Here is an 18,816-nt window from a genome sequence, read left to right on the forward strand (position 1 = left end):
GATATCAGGGGCAATCCGAGGGCCTGCAAGACGGTCAGCCAAGAGCGATCCAGACGAACTAGTCAGGTATGTCCACGGCGCGCACAGTACCGTTCGCCCCCTTACCGCTGCTGACCTTCGACGTGAACCGAAGGAGACGCTCTAGGCGACACGGTGTTCCCATCGCAAGGCCGGGTTGTCTGCAATCCACCGGGACCGACCGCCGGAAGTGATCTTTTGGCCGCCGATCCAGTAGGTGTGGGCCCGATCGGTGACGTGGAGCCGGACGGCGGTGATGTCGGGGCTGCCAGCGTCCTGCCAGGCGGCGAGGGCCTGCTCGATGTCGTCCCACAACGCCACAGGGCCGCCCTGGCGAACGGTCCAACTGCCGCCGTCCTGAATGAACTGGGCAAAGGACTCGCGCTCCATGTCGAACAGGTACAGCAGAGGGGTGCCGTCGCTCGACGTCGCGCGGGTGAGCTGTGCACCGGGTGCGGTGAGTTGGGCGAGGAAGGCGGGCATCCACTCCTCCAGAAGTGTGGGCGTCACCTTGGCCTGACGTTCGGTGTCGGCATAGGCGGTGCGGGCGGAGAGGTCACCGCTCACGGGGGGCGCGGCCTGGGATCGGGCCTGCATGAAGGACGAGCGGCCGATAATGCGGCCTTCTGCGGTGCCGTCGTCGTGGACCGTGACCTTGGCGAGGCCGGTGCCGTATCCCCAGGAGCCCACGGTGGTGAGGACGATGCCGCCGGGCTTGGTCTGCCTGATCCAGGTGTAGGGGATGCGGCGGACGGCGCAGGTGGCGATGACTCGATCGTACGGGGCACGTCGGGGGTGGCCCAGGAGGCCGTCACCGGTGACGGTCCAGGTGGAGTATCCGGCGATCTCCAGCGCGGCATCCGCGCGGGCGGCTACCTGTGGGTCGACTTCGACGGTGGTGACATTGTCCTCGCCGAGGTGGTGGCACAGCAGCGCGGAGGAGTAGCCGGTGCCGGTGCCGATCTCCAGCACCTGGTGGCCCTCTTCCACGTCCAGGTGCTCGATCATGCTCACGACGGTTACCGGCGTGGTGGACGAGGAGGTGGGCGAGCCGGTGACGGGTTCACTGGTCTCGTCGGCAGTGAGGTGGCCGTCAAGCTGGGTGGTGAGGGACTGGTCCCGGTAGGCAATTGCTGCCCACTCGGCCGGGTCGGCTCCCAGAGCGGTGACCGGCCGCCAGCGGCCGCCGTCCATGGGTAGGAAGACTCCGGGGTTGAGGAACAGTTCGCGAGGCACGGCCTCAACGGCTGCTCGCCACTGTGGGGAGGTGAGGATGCCGGCGGTCTCCAGCCGGTCGGCGAGTGCACGCCGCTGGGGGGCGGTATCGGTCATCGGGTGGGGTCTCCTTGGGTGAGCAGGTCGGCGAGGGCGGCGGCCATCGGCAGCCCGGTGTTCTCCTCCAGCCACCCCCATTGGCCGTTGGGGTTCAGCTCCAGCCACCAGTAGTCACCTGCCCGGTCTACTGCGAGGTCGAAGGACCCGGTGGGGAGGGCGAAGTGGTCGAGGTAGGCGCGCAAGGCCTCTATCAGGTGGTCCGGCAGGTCTACCACGGTGTAGGTGAGGGCGGAGTAGTCTGTTCGCCAGTCCAGGAGGCCGGAGCCGATCCGAACGGCGAACACGCGGCGGCCGACGACGAGGACGCGGATGTCGGCGATCTTGTCCACGCGGGCCTGGAAAAGATGCGGGGCGATGCTGAGGGTGTCGTCCACTTCGGCGGCGGTGACGGGAGTTGCCCAGCTAGTCACGGGGACACCATCGCGCACGTAGGGCGTCCATCGCAGCGTCTTGTAGATCACCTGTCCGTGGGAGGCGATGAACTCCCGTGCGGCATCAGGATCGTTGGTGACGAGCGTGGGCGGCACGGTGAGGCCGAGGCGTACCGCTACGGCGAGCTGCGCGGGCTTGTAGTCAGCGGCAGCGTTTCGTAGCGGGTGGTTGATCCACAGGGGGCCGTCCAAGGCGTACAGGGTGCCGCCGAGGCCGTGACGGGTCTGGGCGGCAGCGAACCGAGCGTCGGCGTCGTCTAGGTGCTCGAAGGTGGGCCAGACGGGGCGGCGCCAGTACACCGCCCGTACGTGTTCCAAGGCGGCGGTTCTCGACGGGGTACGGACCTGCCCGGCCACGCCAGCCGGGCAGGTACCGAACCGAGCCGAGACCTTCAGGTCCGCGCCGAGGTCGGCAGGGTTGAACCTGACCACCGGCACGCTGCGCCGGTTGAGTTCAGTGATCACCATGTCGGCGGTGATGTCGTCCGCCTCGGTGGCCACCAGTACCGGCCTTTTCTCGGTCGGGGGCATCAGTCCTGCTGGCTGTCCTGGTCGTGGCCCTGGTCGGGTGCCGAGTCGCTGTTGGTGGTCGTGTTCGTCTCGGTGCCGGAGCTGGTGCCGTGCTTGCCCATTTCGACGACCAGGCCGTCACGGTCGCGGAACACACCGGTCTGCGTGCCGGGGTCGATGTGCACGGTCGTGTGCCGGCGGCGGATGGTGGCCGGGTTGGGCGCGAGGCGATCGGCGCCCCACGGACGGCCGACGGGGCGTTCGGTGGAATGAGCGGTCATGTGTGCTGTCCCTTCGTGAGGTAGTGCACTACGGGTGTGGACGCGGGCTCCCCTCAGACAGGAGCCCGCACCGTTTGGCCCGCGCGGCCGGTCTTGCCTGGACGGGAACCGCCCGGGAGCTTGGCCGCCCCTTGGCCGTCAGGCAGGTGGGGGAGGAGCCGCGGCCCGGGAAGAGCTACTGACCGGCGGGGCCGGGTGGTTTGTCCGGCCCCGGGCCGCCGGGGTCTCCAGGGGGTGAACGAGGACCGGAGCAGCGCGGCCGATAACGGTGGCGGGTTGCCCAGGCCTGCTACCAGGCACGGCGGCGCCCGATGGCGGCGCCTGTTGTCCCAGCCGGGGCCCGAGCGGTACGGATGGCCGCCCGGCCGGTCCGTCCTGTGCTCGGTGAACCCCGCCGGAGCCTCGTCGGGGCGTTCGATGGCGGGTGCGGCGCGAGCCTGCGCCGTGACGCCGAGGCGATTGCGCAAGGGCATCGGCGCGGGCCGGGCGGCGGGTCATAAGTGGGGCCGTGACGCGGACCCACCGTGCGGTCACTGCTGCCCGGCCTTCAGCACGGCCCACACGGCTTTGCCGTCGGTGACGGGGCGCACGCCCCAGTTGGCAGCGAGGGCAGCCACGAGGTACAGGCCCCGGCCGCTCGTGTCGTCGTCGCCGGGATGGCGCAGTACCGGGCGGCGGGGGCTGCTGTCGTAGACAGTCACTCGGATCGTGTCCGGCGTGGTGAGTTCGAGCATGAGGTGGCAGCGCTCGGGCGACTCCAGATTCGCAAGGGAGGCGTGCCGGACGGCGTTGCTGACCAGCTCGGTGACAACCAGCGCGACACCCTCGGCCGTCTCCTTGGGCAGGCCCCAGCAGCGGAGGGTGGTGCGCGCTGCCATACGGGCCAGAGGGACGCTGGAGGCCCAGCAGGCCAGGCCGATGCTGTAGCCGGGACAGACCTGCGTGCGGCGCCGCGCGGGAGGTGCTGCGGTCATCGTCGTCATCGCGGCCTTATCGATAGGGGGCGGCGCCCTGCCCGTCCCCGACGGGGGACGAGGGCGGACAGGGCCCTCAACAGCCGCCCGAGGAATGGCCGGTGCGGCCGGTAATCACCCAACACCTGTGCGCGACGACGAGTAAGGGAGCACAGTGGAGGAGCCGTTGAACAGGTTGAACGCACCGGGGGTGCCTCAATGCCGCGACGTCCACGCACGCCGAACACTGCGCTAGCGAACCTGATGCAGTCGGGAGGAATCGGAAACGCCCAGCTGGCACGCCGGGTGAATGCCGCCGGCCGCGAGCTCGGGCTCACCTTGCACTACGACAAGACGACCGTCTCTCACTGGCTCTCGGGAAGCGTCCCGGCACCGGAAAGGCGCCCGGCCGTCGCCGAAGCGCTCTCCCGGCTCCTCGGACGCCCCGTAACGTGCGCTGAAATCGGGTGGGAGACACCGCCCACCGAGGAGCTCGACACCGTAGCGGGAGTGATCGACCTGAGCCGAGCAGACATGGACCCCTCGCGCCGGGGGCTACTCAAGGCCGGCATGTACGCCGCCAGTCTGACCGTACCCACCTTCGCTGCGTTCACCGTGCGAGCGGAGGCGGCCGACCACAAGACAGCCGCGAGCACGGGCCGCACTGTGCACGTCGGCGCATCCGACGTGGAGACCGTCCGCATGATGACAGACAAGATCGCCGACATCTTGGACCAGGTAGGTGCAGGCCACGCACGCCCCATGGCCGCCGCGTTCCTCGTCAACACGGTCGGGACGTATCTGCGGGCGTCCGGCACCGAGCGCGTGCAGCGGGACATGAAGGCCGCCGCCGCGGATCTGGTCTATCTCACGGGCTGGATGGCCATGTACGAGAACCGGCAAGGCCTGGGCCAGCAGTACTACCTCAAGGCGCTCGAACTCGCCGGCGAAGCCGAGGACCACCTCACCTACTGCCGCACCCTGCGCGGGATGAGCCTCCAGGCGACCCACCTCGGGCACGGCAAGAAAGGGCTCGATCTCGCCGATTCCGCTGCCGAAGCGGCCCCGGTCGCGGGCCCGCGTCTGGTCGCGTTCCTACGTGGTCAACAGGCGGCCGCGGCCGCGATGACCGGCGACCGGGCAACCGCCTTCACCCGGCTCAGGGAGACGGAGGAAGCCCTCGCACGAGCGGACAACCGGCGTGACGCCGTCGGCGGCTACGACCAGGCCGCCTACCACTTCCACGAAGCGCACGTCCGGTGGCACCTGATGGACCCCGAGGGATCCATCAAGGCCCTGCGCCGATCGAACGCGGTCCGCAGCCCGCTGGAGCGGCAAGGGCGCCTGCACTGCCTGGGTGTCATCGCCGAGCGGCAGTTCCGGATGCGTCACGTCGAAGCGGCCTGCGAGACGTGGGCGACGTTCCTGGACGAGCACGTCACCATCGCGTCAGCACGTGGGGACGAGCATCTGTCCACGATGCTCAAGGAGCTACCGGCGTACCGGAAGGTCGCGGGGGTCCGCGACCTGGAGGAGCGGGCCCGGCAGGTCGCCCGCCTCAAAGCAGCCTGACCGGCAGCGTCACGACGGCCCACCTGATACCGCAATACCAGGTGGGCCGCATCATCAGGAGAGCGCCGGCTGTGCGGGCTCAGCAGCTCTTGCCCGAACACGCTCCGCACCTGGTACGGCCCCCTCTGATGCTGGTCAGCGTCACCGTGGCATCCGCCCCGCACCGACAGCGGCAGCGCCACCGGTCCGTGGTCTTGCCCGGATAGGACTCCAGCGGCTCGAACCCGGCCGCGTGAACCTCACCAGCCGCTGCCGCGGGGTCGATCCGGCCACCGGACCGAGCGCACTTCTTGCAGCCTGTCGTTCCCGACCGGGCCGACGACAGACGCGTCATGACCTCGTTCCCACACCGACAGCGGCAGCGCCATCGGTCCGTGGTCCGGCCCGGATAAGGTTCCAACGGCTCGAACCCTGCCGCACGCATCTCACCCGCGGCCTCCTCAGCATTCGACAACTTCGAGGCACAAAAACGGCAGCGGCTGCGCCCACTGTTGACGTTGGAGTACGTGGGGGTGCTCTCACGGCCACAGGTCGTGCAGCGGCAGAGCCAAGGAGTCTGACTGGTGCGGTAGGACTCCAGCGGCTCGAACCCCGCCGCACGCATCACCTCACCGGCCTTCGGCGCGGTCGCGGCCGCACGCTTGGCCTGCGCCGCCCTGACCCGGCAGATACGACACCCCTGACCTCCATTGCGTACCGCGTTGAACGTCGGCCGACCTTCGTGTCCGCACGTGATGCACCGCGAAGGCCAGGTCGCGTTCGTGCGACCCGGGTAGGGCCCCAGCGGCTCATAACCGCACGCACGCATCTCCTCGGCCGCGGCCTCAGCATCGAACAGCACAGCGGCGCGGGGCCGCTCACCTACCCGAGGGACGTACACGCCAGCTGCGCGGCGGGATTCCTCCTCGACCATCGCCCACACCTCGCCCGCGGTGACACGGTCAGCAGAGCAGGTCTCGCTCCACCCGTTCGGCATGACGTCCTTGGTGAGAAAGGGACACAGCTTCTCGCCACGCAGGCGATCCAGCACAGCCTGCTCGACGTCGTAGGCGGCAGCACCGGTAGGGAAGTCGCGGGCGTGGTACAGCTCCCACCCCCGGCGCTTGTGCTGGAGAAGGCGGGAGGTGTAGCCAGTGCAGGCACCGATACCGACCTTGACCGCCTTCCACTCCCGGTGAGTGATCACATAGACCTTCGCCGGCCCGGCCAGGTCGATGCCATAGGTAGCGCACATCCGGCATCCTTTGCCGGTCCGGACCCCGGTCAGCCGTAGATGCACCTCATGCCCACCCGGGCAGCGACACAGCCACCGCTTGTCACTACCCGGATAAGGCTCCAGCGGCTCGAACCCAGCCGCGCGCATCTCTGCCACGCACACTGCGGGGTCAAGCGGCGCGCTGCCCGCACAGTGACCACAGCCGTACCCCCGACCTCTGACCCCGGAGTACAAGGGCTTCGATTCCTTCCCGCACGTGATGCACCGGCAGTGCCAGCCCACCGACGCGCCGGGATAAGGCTCCAACGGCTCGAACCCGTGCTCCCGCATCAGAGCGCTGGCCTCCGCCGGGTCGGTGCGGCGGGCAGCAGCCCGCCGCTTGTATCCCTCCGCACGGCACACCGGACACGGGTCGTAGCCGGTACGCACGCTCGATGCCTTCACCCGGACCTCTTCACCGCATGCCGTATGACGACAGCCCCACAGCGCCGCGGCCGACAGGTAGGGCTCTAGCGGCTCGTACCCTGCTGCACGCATCATGGCCTGCGCCTTCGCCGCATTCCCCTCACGCTGCCGCTGGCCACGCGCCTTGCGGTTACAGGCGGCGCAGCCCGCCGCAGCCCCTTCCTTGATCAAATTCCGGATCGCCGACAGCCGCGGAGTGCCCTCCTTCCCGCACGCGGTACAACGACAGCGCCACGGGGTCTGACTGTTGGCATAGGGCTCCAGCGGCTCAAGACCCACCGACCGCATATCCGCCTCAGCCCGCTCAGCCCCGCCAGCACGCTCCTGGAAGATGACCCGACGGCTCTCCTTCGCACACTCCGTGCACCCGACCTGGCCGGCGCTGAGGTACGCCGGCCTTGGGGAGACGATGCTTCCGCACGCCAGGTGCCGAGACCGCCACGGCTTCCCGCTCCCGGGATACGACTCCAGCGGTTCATACCCGGCCGTCCGCATCGCGGCCGTGTGCTTGGCCTCGGCCGCTTCACTGCGCAGACGCCCAGCACGTGCCCGCCCGCATGTAGAGCATCCAGACGATCCCGCGCGGAGCCGATGGAGAATCACGTCGACTTCATGACCGGCAGGACAGCGGCACCGCCAGGGGACACCACCTGTTCCCGGATAGGGCTCCAGCGGCTCGAAGCCACGAGACCGAACCTCGTGGTCAGGGTCATAGGAGGCCATGGCTATGCACCCGGCCCCTCAGTAACGTTCCGTTTCCCCCACGGAATCTGCTTCATGCTGCTCAACTCCCAGTTGGCCATGTTGAGGTGGATTTGTGCCGCAGATGCAGGCCCGGCACCCGAGTTGGCGAGGTCGTGCTTCCTCACTACCTCCGGCGCCAGCATCGCCCTGGTCATTGAGGGTTTCCTCGCATCCTGCATTCGGTTCATGGCCGAGCGCAGAGGAATCCGGAGGGACTTCTGGGAGCAGTATTCGGATCAGCAGAGGGAGGATCTGCGTGCGGCGATCCGCGCCGCCCGTCCTCCGATTCCGGCGCCTTCACCCCCGCCTACTCCGACGAACTCATCTGACCTGACAACGCCTTGACGCTGTGCGATGGCGACAGGCGTCCCATCGGCGTGGGCTGGTGCACTTCTGCACATGGACCGTCCCACCATCAGCCTGGGTGGTGGGACGGTCTGGAGCTGTGAGGTTTCAGCGGACGGCTTCCGTGTGGAGGCGTTCGGCGACGGCCTTGAGCGTGCGCCGGAGCTTGTCTCTGTTCTGGCCGTAGGTTTTCAGTGCATGGCAGTTGGGGCAGAGCGCGATCATGTTGCTGGGGATGTCTGGTCCGCCCTTGCCCAAGTCGTCGACGTGGTCGACCTGGAGAATCGGTAGGCCGGCGGTGGTGAGCTCCTTGGGGTGGCCGTCGCAGTCGGGATTTTCGCAGCTTCCCTTACTGCGCCTGATGACTGCGGCTCGTGCGCTGGGGTCTCGGATGTATCGGTCTGCTTGGGTCGGCTTCTTCCGCTCGCCGCGACGCTTGGCGTTGGCCTCTGCCTTGGCGGCTAGACGCCGGTATGCGTCCTCATCGCTCTCCGCGGTGTCGCGTACGTCAGGGTCGATGTCGCCTGGGCGGTAGTCGTTCGTGTCGTCGTGCAGGACGTCCCTGTCGACCTCCAGAGCGTCCATGACGTCACGCGGCCACGTGCCAGGGTCTGGCGACGGGACCGGGGCGAGGACCCAGAGGAACTCGCGACGCCACTTCTTGTCCTCTCCGAGGCCCCAACGTCGCCTGCGCTGCGCGATGACGGCCCAGGTCTCGAAGCTGAACTGCCCTCCGTATGGCTTGTGCCAGTAACGCAGCGGCTTTCCTTGAGCCTGGTGCACGGCCATGAGTGCGTTGCCGTCGGTGATCGTCTGGTCTCCTGAGAGGCCATCGCCGACGTAGGCGATCCAATTTGTGTCCGGGATACGTCCGTCGGCGTATGGCCCTTTGTCGTCGGAAAAGACGCTCAAGATGCCGTCGTTGAGGCAGCCGATGCCTGCCATCTTCTGGCCGCCGTAGGACCGCCAGATGGCGTCTCGGTCCTTGAAGGTCTCACCGAGCAAGGGGCGCAGGGCGTCCGCCCACCTGCCGGCGAGCAGGTCATGGAGGCCGAAGTCCTCCAAAAGGTCTTCATGTAGGGGGTAGAAGTACCGCAGGATGAGACCGGCAGCAGCTTCCGCAACCTCGTCGGGGTGAGAACGCAGAAGCTCATAATCCTCCTCGCGAAGGCCCCCGCCCGGGTCGACGCGGTTCAGCGACTCCACTGTCGGTCGCCGGCCCAAGCTGGTAAGCGTCAGCTCATCCTCGTGCTCAACAACCCACAGGCCGTCCCGCACCAGAGCCCAGAACGGGTAGCGAGCAGCATCTACCCCATCTTCGACCTGCGCGCACTTCTCCAGCAGGGGCGCCACCGCATCGCGAATTCCCGACCAAGGCTGCATACGGGGTGCACCCGCCACGACCTGACCGAGCGACCACAGGAGAAGCACTGGGCGATGAAGAGCAGCACCCGCCCTACTGCGCCCCGGTCGCACGTCTCCCACTCGCCGACGGAACGACCTCGCAGGCTCGCTCACGGTGAAGCCCTCACGCCTCAGCCACTCCACTGCAGCCTTGGCGCCGCCGCTCAAGCCAGAGGGCTTGAGAGCAGTCCCGAAGTCAAACTTGTGGGCAACCCCCGCTATGGCCTTGGAGTCGTACTGCTTGCCCTCGTGCGTGAGGACGTAGGTGACCGCGGCTCGGTAGCCGTAGGTCTCCCGGAAGGTGTCCGTACCGAGCCGGTCATGCTCTGCAATCGCCTGCAGGATGCCCGCCCGCGTGATCTCAGAAGGTGCCATGGGCGTCACCGTAGATCAACGCACTGACAACGAGCAGTGGGGGCGGACATGCATCGAGCTGAGCAGAAAGCGCGGTCCGTCAGGACGGTGTCCGGCCGGGTCTTTGGACGTCCTGCGGGCCGCCCTCCTGGAACACAGATGGCAGCGATGACGGCCTCGAAGGCCGGAGCATCGTTTGTTTGACTTGCGGTGACGCGCAGCGCCAGGGGTCGTACACGGGTGTCGCTGGCGAGGTGGATCTTCGTGCGCAGGCTGCCTCGGGACCGTCCGAGCGGGCGATCGTTGCTCTGGGAGCTCGCAGGCACGCGATCTCCAAGCACCCGTAACCGGAGGCCTGTCAAAATTCTTTGCCGATTGGGCTGTTCCTCGGGGCCGGTAGTGGACGGCACCCAGTCAAGGAGGGCAGATGAATCTGAAGCATGTGGTCGAAGCCTTCGCTCAAATCATCCCAGAGGAGGAGAAATCTGCTGAACTGGAAGGCGATCACTACGTCGTGAAGCTACGAGGCAATGGCCGGTCCCTCCCGCCGGACACGGAGAACGTGACGATGTCGGGCCTTGGGGACATCCTCGAGGCCGGCAAGGACGTTGTCGTGCTGAAGTCGGTGGATGACGGGGTTGAACGGGTTCCGCAGCCGTCACTCGGAGCTCTACTAGCGGCTTACCGCAGCTCTGAGAAGGTCGTAGAGCGAAAGTCCCTTCGCGATCTGGAAGTCGCCCTGCACGTCCGTACAGTCGCGTGCACTCAGTCCGTTGAACCGAGCGTGATCGATGGGCTGGCACTGAAGTGGCTCGCGTTGCCGGTAAGCGACCGGTGGCGGGAGGCAGTGTCCACCGCCCTTGTCGGCAACTGGGTTGCCCCCCTGGAGGAAGAAGGGCGGTTGCACGTCAGCGCACTCGGTGCTCTTCGGGCGGACGCGCGCGCCATCCACCGTCACCTGGTCCCAGTCTGGCGACGTCGCACGCGCCATGGCCGAGTGCTGTCCCTGGATGCCGTACTCGGGGACGGCCTGTCCCTGTACGACTTGGTCGCTGCCGATGTCGACCTCCTGAGTCGGGTGGCAGGTGGGATCTATGAAGACGAGCGGCTCAACACCGTTCTCCGAGGGCTGGACCCGGCCGAGCAACAGGTCGTGTTCGCGTACGCGGCGGCCGACGGGACAACGTGGACGGAGGCTGCGGCTGCCGTAGGCGCCACCGACCCGAACACCTTCGGTGAACGGGTCCGCCGCAAGGCCAAACGCCTGGCTGCCGAACAGCGCCGCCGCTGCGAACTGGTTTCACGTCATCCGTGACCGTGCGCTCGCGAAGGCCTTCAAAGTTTATTGCTGGTGGCCCCCGCCCTCGGGACCGAGAGGTGAGCAACCAAAGCACCAGGCTCGTCAGCCCCCAGGTCCTCGGCCTGACATGGCGAGCAGGACCTTCCGAAGGGACATCCGTGATCACTATGAAGTTCGGCAGCCGCCAGCGCCAGCCGGCTCCCCAGCTGTCGATCCTGGCCACCTCATTCGACGGCTTCCTTGCCCAGGCCGAGCACGAACTTTGCTGCCGCCGCCGCGAAGTCCGTGCCCTGCGGCAGCGCGCCCGGCGCCAGCGCCGCCGCGAACTCGGTGCCTTGAGGCAAACCATCTGCTTTGTCGGCAGGGCGTCGCGGGTGGTCCTCACCGTTGCCGGCGCCGTCACCTTCCTCGTCGGCACGATCCTGCTGCTCCTCGGCAACTTTGATACCGCCAAGGACTCCCTCGCGCTCTCGGCTGCCGTGTGGGGGGCCACGCAGGTCTGCCCCCGCTGCTCCCACCGCAACGAGCCGCTCGGCGACCCGCATGATGGGTGTGTGACATCCTCGCCGGCGAGTGGCGCCCACTGATAGGACCTGGACGATCCATGCACCCGGCCGACGGCCTCGGGCGGGTGCATGGGGATGTGCTGGCCCCGAGGTCCGCCTGCGGTGAGTCAGGACGTGCCCGGCCATCGTCCTCGGCTTGGGTGGGGCCTTCCCCTGCTGGGTGCCTTGGGTGCTCGTCGGCTGACTAGACTCCCCGCGCCTGCGGGGATGGTCTTTGAACCAGTAGCGGCCAGGCGCGTACGGCGGAGTGCAGCTCGGTCCGCCCGGGAGTGGCCGCAGGGAAGACGGCCACCGAGCAGGAAAAGGCGCGTTCCCGGAACGAACGCTCGTCGAGCATGCGTCAGAATCGAGCTATTGATCACATCGTCCGTGGGGGGACCTGTGCAGGAACTGCGCTTTGACGACATCCGCTTCACTCTGACGGCGAGCAGCGACCAGACGTGGCTCCGGCCTGCTCTGGGCGGTCACGAACTGCACGTCCAGCTCGCCATTGGGATGCCGTCCTTCGAAAAGGCGGGACGCATCCTTGCTTTGGAAGCGGACCTGTTCGGCTTCGGCAAGGTGCCGGTGCAGCGCTCCCGCCTTGCCCGTGTGACGACGAACCTGGCGTACACCCCGGTGGTCACGGTCCACCGGGTGAGCCTGGACTTCCCGCTGTCCTCGCGACAGCTGCACGCGCTGGAGGAGGCCAGGAACGGTGACATCCGGTTCGAGCTGGATGTCTGCGCGACTCTCCCTCGAGCCTCGGGGTTCCCCGGAAGCACCCAGGCCACGGAACACATCAGCATCGCGAAGAGCCGCTGGGAGCAACAGCTCACCCAGCTCAGCCCGTCGGCCGCTTTCGAGATGGCTGTCCCCTACCCGTTCGGGGATCCCGACCGTGCCGAGGTCGGCCGGACCTTGCGCGAGGCGCAGCGACTGCTGACGGCTGGAGAGCCCAGGGCAGCGATCCTGGAGATCAGGCGGGCACTGGAATGGATCCAGGAAAACGCTAGCTGGGACAAACCTGGTCCCAGGAAGGAAGCGCGCCAGTGCTCGCAGACCGAGCGATGGTGGCGGATCCTGGACGCGCTTTACAGCCAGACCAGCGGCGCCATGCACAACGACGCAATCACACGCGACTTCACGTACAGCCGGGCCGAGGCAGAGACATTGCTGGCAATGACGGCCGCACTGCTGCGGAACGTGCCGGCAGAGTTGAACCGTCAGCCGGTCCAGCCCACGACGGAAGGCTGAGAGTGCCCCGACGCAGCTTCCTGCCGGACGAGCCGAAGAAGAGGCGCCGCCGCCGGTTCATGATCTGGGAGTCGATGTGCGTGCTGTCCGCGAACGATGGACAGTGTGCCTACTGGTGCTCTCGCAAGGCAGAGACCATGGACCACGTCATACCGTTCGCCAACGGCGGGTCCGACGATCTCGACAACCTTCTTCCTGCCTGCCGCCCCTGTAACTACGAGAAGCAGGGGCGTGACCCTGTCCGTTGGTACATCGCAAAGTACATGAACGAGGACTGGCATGGCAGAGGGTCGCTCACCTCACCTGGACCCGGTGGTGAAGCAGGTCTGAGGGGGCGCTACCTCACCTTCCACGAAGAGATCCTTGAGGGCCTCGACGAGCTTGAGGCGGTAGCGGCCGAGATTCGAAACCCTGCCCGACAGGCATGGTTCCTATACCACTTTTTCCATCATAAATACGACCTGGGGGCAAGGAACTTCTTTAGCGCTGAGCTCTGTCTCCACTGGTCGAAAGACTCAATCGACAAGGCTCGAGAAGCCGGATTCCCCGATCCGTGGTCACCTGAGGAGCGAGCGAGGATCGACGGTCACCGAGCGGGCTGAGGTCACGAACGTATCCGAGACAGCCGCCCCGGCGCGGCCTCCAGCACCGAGGACTGCTGACCACCAACCCAGACGAGAAGGGCGGCACCCGACAGGGTGCCGCCCTTCTCGTCATGACCGTTCGCCACCGACGTCCTTTGCTGCCCTGTCGGACCCAGACCGGACCACGTGACTGGTTCCATCCCACCCACCTTCCCCAGGGCCGCCAGACCGCCATCCGCGACGCCCCGATCGTCGACCCTGCCTCGGCCCGGCGACGGACTGAGGCGATGACCTGGCAGGAACACCGGACCAGCCCCCACTGGCCCGCGCTCCAGCCTGCCCTGGAGCCGGTCTGGGCCGCATTCGACATCGGCCGGATCGCCGCCGAAGCCGAGACCTCCACCCGCATCGTCGTTTACCGGCTCCCATTCGTAGAGGCCGTCAGCCGGTACCAGACAGCGGCGTTTGGCGAGAGCATGCCGGTAGGCAGGCTTCTCATACGCGGCCCCGACCTGGCCGTTTCACACACCTCCACGCCCTACCCATCCCGCCTGCGCACGCTCGAGCCCAGGCCTGTCTCCAACAACAGCGCCCACCTTCTCGGCGCGACCACCTGACCTGCTGCCCCGACCGAGGCCGAGGACGGCTCGTCGACACCCACCCCAGAGCCGCACTCGACAGGCCAGAAGCTGCGCACGCCCACCCCTGCACCCACCACGTCCCCACCACACCTATCGACGCCTGAGCCACCTCACTGCGGGCAGAACTGCGATGTACTGGGGACACATGCGCTGTCGCCCAAGGCATCCGCGAACCCGACCGCGAAAGCCAACAGGCTGACAGCGAGGACGACGATGGCCAGGACAAGACTCGAACCCGCCGCTTTGCGTAGCGTGCCCACCACAGGAGCCGGCCCGGCGAGGGAATCATCGGTTCTGCCGTGCTTCTCAAAGATGACCGCCAGCGCCGGGCGGACACGAGCCTCGAATAGCTGCTCCGGCCCCGTACCGACGGCTCCGGCCCGATGGAACAGATAATCCGACACCTTCGACGAAGCTCGACCAGCCCCCTCCGCGGCGTAATACATTCCTCTGAACATATAGAGGGCCACACCGCCGCCCATGGTCAGCAAGCCCAGCACCAACGGAACGAGAAGTCTTCCCGTCGCCTGCCCTGCTTCGACCGTAGCGGTCAACCAGGCGGACGCCGCGGTTCCAACAGCCCCGACCCACACCGGCCAAGTGGTCCCCAAAACAACGGCGGAACCGAGCGCCCACAGCTGCTCACCGACCCACTTCCGAACGGCCTGAAGGCTGTTCCCGATGACATTGCGTTCGTGCAAAACCTCCACCAGACGCGCCAGCTCGTTCTCCAGAACGCTGCTGTTCTGCACCCGGCTGGTGATCCAGGAGTCGGCGTCGGCGGCAGGAGCGGCGCCCATGGCCAAAAGGATCTTCTTCGACAGCAGCTCGGTGCGAAACAGCTCATCCCCCTCGTCCAGGACCCTGCTGTAGGCGTTTCGGCGAGCTCTGACATCGTCAAGTTCGACAGCCATACTCCGACAGCTACCGTGCCCCGCGCCCGCTGACCAAGCGACACGCCCCAGCGTATGACTCTTCCTTCAGGTCCCTTGCTGAACCAGCCACGGCGCCGACCATTGCAGCCGCCCCGTGACCATCACTGGCGCGGTGCACACGGTCCTCGACGACAACCCCGGCATGGAACCCTCGATGGCCGAGCGGATCGTCACCGAGGCCACGAAGTTCGAGTCCCTGCTCTCGTGGCCCTCTGGTGATTCAGCCGTGTCACACGTCCTGTCTGTCACGCGAGTTGAGCTGCCCACGCTTCGGTCCCACTCTTCGGGCCCGGCGTGACAGCACCCCGCGTGACAGACCCGCTCGACAGCCGTGCGTCCGCTCGTTTCGAAGGCGGGTGCCCTTCGACCGCGGCCCCTTGACCAGCTACTGGTCAAGGAGCCGCGGGTTCTACCGGTGCCGCTTGTGGTGTCCCATGTCAGGAGCTTGGGGTTGTGGCGCGGGACGGGTTTGGCGTCAGGACAGGGGTGTGGGCCGGCGGGGTGGGGGAATGGCCCCCAGGAGTTCCCACAGTGGTCTGGAGCCGCCGGCCCATTGGGCGAGGACGGAGCGGTCGACCAGGTGCAGGCGCTGGGATCGGGCGAAGTCGACTGCCGGTTTGGAGAATCTGCCGTTGGTGACGAGGACGACGACATCGCCCTTGTGTACCGGCCGGCCAGTACCGTTGAGCACCTGCAGGTCCGGCGTACCTACCGCGGAGCCAGCCAGACCGGCCTTTCGGTGCTTGCATTGAAGCACCCAGCGCCGCCCGTACGGATCGGTCGCCTTCACATCCGCGCCGTTGTCCCCGGCACCGCCGACCTGTAGGGCATCCGCGCACCCATCGCGCCGCATCAAATCCCGCACCGCGTACTCGAACTGCCGGTGATGCAAGGCGTCCAACTGCGCCAGCGCATAGCGCAGCCCCTGAGACCTCACCCGCTCCCACTGAGCCGCACGCCGCCGCTGTGCCATCCACGCCGCCACGGCCCCGCCCACAAGGAGCACCAGGACGACCGGGACCCACAGGTGGGTGGCCATGAAACGGACCACGCCGGTGAGCAACACCCATGCCACAAGCAGACCACCGCCCACCCAAACGAGCTGCTCGCTGCTGGAGGCCTTGCGTGAGCGCCGTTTGGCCGGACGGCGCCGCACGGGCCGGCGCCGGCTCACCTTCCGCCTCCGTCGCGCTCCCACTTGATCGGGTACGACACCGTCGGTACGGGACGGGGAGCGGGCTTGTCCCAGCCGGGCCACCGGATCGGATAGGAGACGGTCGGTGCCGGATGAGACACCGGTTTGTCCGAGCCGGGGGGCGTGACCGGATAGGTCGCCCCCGAGGTGGGCCGCGGCGTGGGTAACCGCTCTGTGCCCGCCCCGCCGCCGGTGGACGTGCTCGGGGATCCTCCGAACACGAACAACGCTGCCACGATGGCGATGGCGAGCGCAGTCTCCCGGCTTGTCCCGGCCGGCGCCCGCCAATGACGCCGTACTGATGTCCCGTCTCGTTTGGTGTACCCCTCGATGAACGGCAAGACCAACGCCCCTCCCTGATCGACAACGCGCTTGCTCACGCGCCCCATAAATGTAGGGGGCGCCACTGACAGTGCGTCATTTTCCGTGAATCGAAAGTGATCTTGACGTCTGCCGGCATCGCTGCCGTCGCCCGCACCGCGGCTTCGCGGCGGCTGTCCAGCGCACTGCCGGCTGCACGACACCATGACCCTGCGGCTCACCAGTAGAGCGTCGGCATCACGCCCATTTCACGCCCGGTTTCCGCAGCCTCCCGCTGCTCCGCCGTGAGCTTGCCGCGCCTCGACTCGGCGTTCGAGACTCACAGGCCCCGCTTCACCGCCAAGCCTCTTCGCCCCAGCGTCAGTGAATCGACCGATTCCGGCCAGTACAGGCGGGGTCAGCGTCTCTTTGGAAGCACATAGAGGGTGATGTGCTGGGGCCGGCGCTCACCGCCCCGCCTGCTAATAGGCGCCCTCGCGTCGTCACCTTCGATGGGGATTGCGGCCGGGCACGCTGCGCTGAGCAGGGTGGGGTGGCGCCTTTTCGTTCCTGATCCGACGCGACCAGGTCTCCGCGCCGAGGCCGAGCTGGCCGAGCTGAGGGAATCGAACGGTGGGCGCAGGTCGTCAGTCGGGCCGGGTGGTGGCCTGCGTGGCCGAGTCAGGGGCCTGGGGGCTGGTGGGAGGGGTACGGGCCCGGAGCTGTTGTTCGGGCAGGTCATCGATCGGGTCACAGAAGGGTGCGTGGGGGAGTGTGAATGAGTAACTCCTCCACATGCGGGGCGCATTGACGATAGACATGTGCCATGCCAGCAACAGTTCGTTCGCGTCCCTTGATCGCGGTAGTCGGCAGTGTGGACAGCAGCCGGGACTACAACCCACCGTTGAAAGCCACTGACACAGCCCGAGAGGCGTGCCGGTCGCTTGGAGCTGAGTTACTTCGTGCGGGATGTGATTTGGCCGTCTTCTCTAGCAAGAACACGTATATCGAGGCGGATGTGGTCCAGGGCTATGCGGCGGCCGGGACGGCCGAGAGCCCAGGGACCGTCTTCGCCTATCCACCCCGCCACAGGACTGTGGACTTTGCTCTTCCGCCTGACAGTGCTGTGACGATGCAGACCGTGAGAGACACCAGCGGAGAGTGGGAGGTCTCGTACTACCGCACTCTGCTGAACTCCGACGGAGTGCTCATGGTCGGCGGAGGGCAGTCGACACGCGTTGCGGGGATCGTGGCTCTGTCGCAGGGCGTTCCTGTGCTGCCTGTGGCTGCCTTCGGAGGTGGCGCAAGTCAGGTCTGGGTCAACCTTGACAAGACACGCAATGGGGCCGGCGACGCAGACATTGCCCTGATGGGCGATGACTGGCAGCCCGATGCGGCCTCACGCCTTGTGGCCTGCCTGCTGCGTCAGCGCACCCAACGATTGTCTGCCGAGGCGGAAGCGCGCAGGGCCGGACGGTTCGGAGCACTCCGTGCGAGCGCCAGCCTGGCTCTCTCTGTCCTGTGCATGTTGCTGGCCATCGCTGCGATCGTTTTCGCGCCAGGTGCCGGGCCTGCTTCGGCGAAGAGCCTGACGATGCTCCTCCTTGCCCCTCTCGTTGCCGCGACTGCCGGTGCGCTGATCCGGCACTCCTTCGAGACGGGCTCCAGCCCGCTTCGGGCAGCGGTCCGCGGGCTGGGGGCGGGTCTTGTGTCAGTGCTCCTGTATTGCGCCTCCCAGCTGCTCACCGTTCCCGCGTTGCTCGACACGCTTGACGTCCGGCGCCTTCTGTTTTTCACCATCCCGCTCGGGTTCAGTGCAGGCTTCACCTTCGATCTCGTCTTCGAGCGGCTGCGAGCGGGTGCCGGCCCTGTGGCTCCCCCCGGAGTGGATCCCCTGGCCACGACTCCTGCGGTTGCCCCAGTCGCGGCTCAGTCGGGACCGCCGCAGGTGGGCGCTGCACCGCAGCGATGAAGAACTTAGGTATGCCTAACTTTGTTTGCTGCTGGGTAGAAACCCGGCAGCAGATATGAGGCCGTCTTGGGTGTGTTCGGCCACACTTGGGTCATGAGTCATGATCTGCGACGAGGGGGGATTGAGTGCATGGATGAGGTGCTTTCGCCGGCTCTGATGGTCAGGGTGGCTCTAGGGGTCGTTCACGGAGCGGCGGGCGAACAAGAGCGAGAGACGTGGGCCCGGCTCGCCGAGCTCGTGGCCGGGGGAGACGCGGACCCCACCCGCCTCATGCCTGCAGCGCAACGTGAACTGCTCGAGTTCGAGGCTTCTCCGACCAGCGCTGCCCGGGCGGAAGCCCTCATTGAGGCACTGGAGAGCCGTGCCCGTCGAGACGGGGCATTTCGACGGGACCTGATCAGCTGGGCCCACGACGCCAGACAGCGCTCCTACGCGCACGATCACGGCGATGACCTCAGA

Annotated in this window: 14 protein-coding genes and 1 pseudogene; 6 read left to right on the top strand and 9 right to left on the bottom strand. The window is 67.2% G+C overall.

What is annotated here, in order from left to right:
• Window positions 1-141: 141 nt before the first annotated feature.
• The 4 genes from tgmC to SGA01_RS13690 all read right to left on the bottom strand — a co-directional run bounded on the left by tgmC (window position 142) and on the right by SGA01_RS13690 (window position 3,549).
• A complete protein-coding gene (gene tgmC, locus SGA01_RS13675; RefSeq protein ID WP_141296778.1) occupies window positions 142-1,350 on the bottom strand; it encodes an ATP-grasp peptide maturase system methyltransferase in 1,209 nt (402 codons plus the stop codon).
• Complete coding sequence (gene tgmB, locus SGA01_RS13680) at window positions 1,347-2,315, bottom strand: ATP-grasp ribosomal peptide maturase (protein WP_141296779.1); 969 nt, start codon at window positions 2,313-2,315, stop codon at window positions 1,347-1,349. Before tgmB ends, tgmC begins: the two co-directional genes overlap by 4 nt.
• A complete protein-coding gene (gene tgmA / locus SGA01_RS13685) occupies window positions 2,315-2,575 on the bottom strand; it encodes a putative ATP-grasp-modified RiPP (protein WP_141296780.1) in 261 nt (86 codons plus the stop codon). Before tgmA ends, tgmB begins: the two co-directional genes overlap by 1 nt.
• Before the next feature lie 530 nt (window positions 2,576-3,105).
• A complete protein-coding gene (locus SGA01_RS13690; RefSeq protein WP_167534082.1) occupies window positions 3,106-3,549 on the bottom strand; it encodes an ATP-binding protein in 444 nt (147 codons plus the stop codon).
• Between the two features lie 198 nt (window positions 3,550-3,747).
• Between SGA01_RS13690 and SGA01_RS13695 the strand changes: the two genes are divergently transcribed.
• The gene (locus SGA01_RS13695; protein WP_141296782.1) at window positions 3,748-5,100 is read left to right on the top strand and encodes an NsdA family TPR-like regulatory protein; all 1,353 of its coding nucleotides are present in this window, start codon (window positions 3,748-3,750) and stop codon (window positions 5,098-5,100) included.
• A 79-nt stretch (window positions 5,101-5,179) separates the two neighbouring features.
• On the opposite strand, the gene SGA01_RS13700 is transcribed toward SGA01_RS13695, so the two are convergent.
• Window positions 5,180-6,334 (bottom strand): hypothetical protein, encoded by a 1,155-nt coding sequence (locus SGA01_RS13700; RefSeq protein ID WP_141296783.1) that lies wholly within the window; start codon window positions 6,332-6,334, stop codon window positions 5,180-5,182.
• A 1,644-nt stretch (window positions 6,335-7,978) separates the two neighbouring features.
• Complete coding sequence (locus SGA01_RS13705; protein WP_141296784.1) at window positions 7,979-9,649, bottom strand: HNH endonuclease signature motif containing protein; 1,671 nt, start codon at window positions 9,647-9,649, stop codon at window positions 7,979-7,981.
• 406 nt (window positions 9,650-10,055) lie between these two features.
• Here SGA01_RS13705 and SGA01_RS13710 point away from each other — a divergent pair, with 406 nt between their 5' ends.
• From SGA01_RS13710 to SGA01_RS41015, 4 genes are all read left to right on the top strand, one after another.
• The gene (locus SGA01_RS13710; RefSeq protein ID WP_141296785.1) at window positions 10,056-10,943 is read left to right on the top strand and encodes a hypothetical protein; all 888 of its coding nucleotides are present in this window, start codon (window positions 10,056-10,058) and stop codon (window positions 10,941-10,943) included.
• A gap of 143 nt (window positions 10,944-11,086) precedes the next feature.
• Complete coding sequence (locus SGA01_RS13715; RefSeq protein WP_141296786.1) at window positions 11,087-11,515, top strand: hypothetical protein; 429 nt, start codon at window positions 11,087-11,089, stop codon at window positions 11,513-11,515.
• Between the two features lie 360 nt (window positions 11,516-11,875).
• Window positions 11,876-12,730 carry a hypothetical protein gene (locus tag SGA01_RS41010; protein WP_167534083.1) on the top strand — a complete coding sequence of 285 codons (855 nt, stop codon included), beginning with the start codon at window positions 11,876-11,878 and terminating at the stop codon, window positions 12,728-12,730.
• A gap of 137 nt (window positions 12,731-12,867) precedes the next feature.
• A complete protein-coding gene (locus SGA01_RS41015; protein ID WP_167534084.1) occupies window positions 12,868-13,332 on the top strand; it encodes an HNH endonuclease signature motif containing protein in 465 nt (154 codons plus the stop codon).
• Window positions 13,333-13,334: 2 nt separating this feature from the next.
• Here SGA01_RS41015 and SGA01_RS42585 read toward each other — a convergent pair.
• The 3 genes and pseudogenes from SGA01_RS42585 to SGA01_RS13735 all read right to left on the bottom strand — a co-directional run.
• Window positions 13,335-13,778: pseudogene (locus SGA01_RS42585) on the bottom strand (hypothetical protein); the annotation flags it as partial.
• 287 nt (window positions 13,779-14,065) lie between these two features.
• Window positions 14,066-14,869 carry a hypothetical protein gene (locus SGA01_RS13730; RefSeq protein WP_141296788.1) on the bottom strand — a complete coding sequence of 268 codons (804 nt, stop codon included), beginning with the start codon at window positions 14,867-14,869 and terminating at the stop codon, window positions 14,066-14,068.
• Between the two features lie 496 nt (window positions 14,870-15,365).
• Window positions 15,366-16,046 (bottom strand): restriction endonuclease, encoded by a 681-nt coding sequence (locus tag SGA01_RS13735; RefSeq protein ID WP_141296818.1) that lies wholly within the window; start codon window positions 16,044-16,046, stop codon window positions 15,366-15,368.
• A gap of 1,480 nt (window positions 16,047-17,526) precedes the next feature.
• Between SGA01_RS13735 and SGA01_RS13745 the strand changes: the two genes are divergently transcribed.
• The gene (locus SGA01_RS13745; RefSeq protein ID WP_141296789.1) at window positions 17,527-18,357 is read left to right on the top strand and encodes a hypothetical protein; all 831 of its coding nucleotides are present in this window, start codon (window positions 17,527-17,529) and stop codon (window positions 18,355-18,357) included.
• Window positions 18,358-18,816 lie beyond the last annotated feature (459 nt).

The sequence above is a fragment of the Streptomyces gardneri genome, from assembly GCF_006539185.1.
GTDB lineage: Bacteria > Actinomycetota > Actinomycetes > Streptomycetales > Streptomycetaceae > Streptomyces > Streptomyces gardneri.